At 47.7% G+C, this 2301-nt stretch carries 3 protein-coding genes and 1 pseudogene; 3 read left to right on the plus strand and 1 reads right to left on the minus strand.

Going from position 1 to position 2301, the window contains the following annotated elements; genetic code table 11:
* Nucleotides 1-466: pseudogene (locus ACOJS8_RS27620) on the minus strand (AMP nucleosidase); the annotation flags it as partial.
* 78 nt (nucleotides 467-544) lie between these two features.
* On the opposite strand from ACOJS8_RS27620, the gene ACOJS8_RS27625 reads away from it, so the two are divergent.
* From ACOJS8_RS27625 to argS, 3 genes are all read left to right on the plus strand, one after another.
* Nucleotides 545-988, plus strand: a complete 444-nt coding sequence (locus tag ACOJS8_RS27625) for a type I restriction enzyme HsdR N-terminal domain-containing protein (RefSeq protein ID WP_420151788.1) — start codon at nucleotides 545-547, stop codon at nucleotides 986-988.
* An 87-nt stretch (nucleotides 989-1075) separates the two neighbouring features.
* Nucleotides 1076-1516 carry a hypothetical protein gene (locus ACOJS8_RS27630; RefSeq protein ID WP_420151789.1) on the plus strand — a complete coding sequence of 147 codons (441 nt, stop codon included), beginning with the start codon at nucleotides 1076-1078 and terminating at the stop codon, nucleotides 1514-1516.
* Nucleotides 1517-1607: 91 nt separating this feature from the next.
* Nucleotides 1608-2301, plus strand: a 694-nt coding sequence (gene argS / locus ACOJS8_RS27635; protein ID WP_420151790.1) for an arginine--tRNA ligase, incomplete at its 3' end; no start/stop codon positions are given.

Raw genomic sequence — 2301 nt, forward strand, 5'->3', positions numbered from 1 at the left:
ACACGGTGCCGGTCCAGTAATCCAGTTCGTATTTCTTGATGGTCGATGATACGGCCCGCTGCAACCGGAAAGATGGTAGTGCCGGAATTTCGGGGCGCATATAATCGTTGCTGGTTCCTTCGCCCCGGATGGCGGCAATAGGCAAAACAAGGTCGCCAATCTGCGTTTTCTTCAACCCTCCGCATTTCCCCAGAAACAGCACTGCTTTTGGATCAACGGCCGACAGCAAATCCATGACTGTTGCGGCCATTGCACTGCCCATGCCAAAGTTGATAATGGTGATATTGTTGGCCGTGGCTGTTTGCATGGCCCGTCCAATCCCAAAAATTTCCGCGTCGAATTTCTGCGCAAACAGCTCGACGTAGTTAATAAAATTGGTGAGCAAAATGTATTCGCCAAATTGCTCAATGGGCGTACCCGTGTAGCGCGGCAACCAATTCTGAACGATTTCTTCTTTTGTTTTCATGAATACTCAGTGAGTAGATGAGTGATTGAGCGAATGATTGATGAAGCATATTTTTCATTCGCTCCTTATCTTAGTGGTATGGTTACGCTGAACCTCCCTCCATTTGATTGCAAAACTAAGCAAGTCGACGGGAAAGCTTATATTTTTGATCTGCTACGTCGGAAGTACGTTCGACTGTCGCCCGAAGAGTGGGTACGGCAGCATATTGTTAATTTATTGCTGACGCACTACGCCTATCCAAAAGCCCTGATTCGTTCGGAAGGCGGACTTGTACTGAATCAGACGCAAAAACGTACCGACATCGTTGTGTTCGACCGGCAGGGCCAGCCGTTTCTGGTGGTCGAGTGCAAAGCTCCGCACATTACGTTGACGCAGAGTGTTTTCGATCAGGTTTCCCGATATAATCACATTCATCGGGCGCCCTACGTCGTGATTTCCAACGGCATGACGCATTACTGTTGCTGCGTTGATCACGCTACGTCCCAGATTCAGTTCATGGACGACTTTCCGGTATTTGCCTAGCGGCTCAACTTAGCAGACGCAATACATGAACATTTCAGCATGGATTCTACTTGTATACATTTCTAAGTATACATATATTCATTTTCCATGACATCCGTTATCCTGCTTGTAAAGGAACAAAAGGCCGTTGCCGACTATTGGTTAAAAACCTTTACAGAAAGCGGCCATACGGCCATCATTTGTAATACAAACGAGGGCGACGTACTACAGGCTATTCGCGCTCATTTACCCGCTACGTTATTTATCGAAGCCCGTTTTGGCAACAATCGGGGATTCGAGATAGCCCGACAAGCCAAACTGATTCATCCAACACTACGTGGCGTTGTTTGTTTGCCCGTACAAGTCGCCTATTATCCGGCCGCCATTCAGACCGATGTAAATGGTTATTTACCCGAAACCATTGAAGACCCTCAAGAGGTATTTACCTGCCTGAATGTCATTAATCAGGGGTATCGCTACGTTAGTCCAGTTTTTCACCGGGCCCTTTACCGCAGGCGTCTCTGTGGACTAGTGCCGATTAACACTTAACTAGTTAACGTACAGGTCATGAATTATTTGTCTTGATTTGGTCCACACCTCACGCAACGGTCCAACCTACATTTTGTACTTTTGCGGGTAAATGGATATTCAGTCAGCCTTAAAGAGCGCCATTCAGCGCGCCGTTACCGAATTATATCAGCAAGAAGTTGGTGACGTTACGTTACAACCTACCAAGAAAGAATTCGAAGGTCTTTATACGTTTGTTACGTTTCCACTAACCAAATCGCTCCGTCAGCCACCCGCGCAAATCGGGCAGGCAATTGGTACGTGGCTTGCAGAAAATAGTCCAGTTGTGAGCGGCTTCAACGTAGTGCAGGGCTTTTTGAACATCAGCATTGCTGATGCCGCCTGGGTGAACGTACTAAACGATATTGCCAGCAACGTAGCATTTGGCACGTTACCAGCAACTGGACAGTCGGTGATGGTGGAATTTTCGTCGCCAAACACGAATAAGCCGCTGCACCTCGGTCATTTACGGAATAATTTTCTAGGCGATTCAGTCAGTCGGATTTTGAAAGCAAATGGCTACGACGTTGTAAAAACCTGCATCGTCAACGACCGGGGCATTCATATCTGCAAATCCATGCTGGCGTACCAGCTATTCGGAACCGATGCGTCGGGCCGTGCAGAAACACCTGAATCGGCAGGCATGAAAGGCGATCACCTGATTGGAAAATACTACGTTCTGTTCGACAAAGCCTATAAAGCGCAGATCGAGGAACTGGTTAGCCAGGGAATCCCGAAAGAAGAAGCCGAAAAGAAGGCTCCGCTCA

The organism is Spirosoma sp. (assembly GCF_048594605.1).
Classification (GTDB): Bacteria; Bacteroidota; Bacteroidia; order Cytophagales; family Spirosomataceae; genus Spirosoma.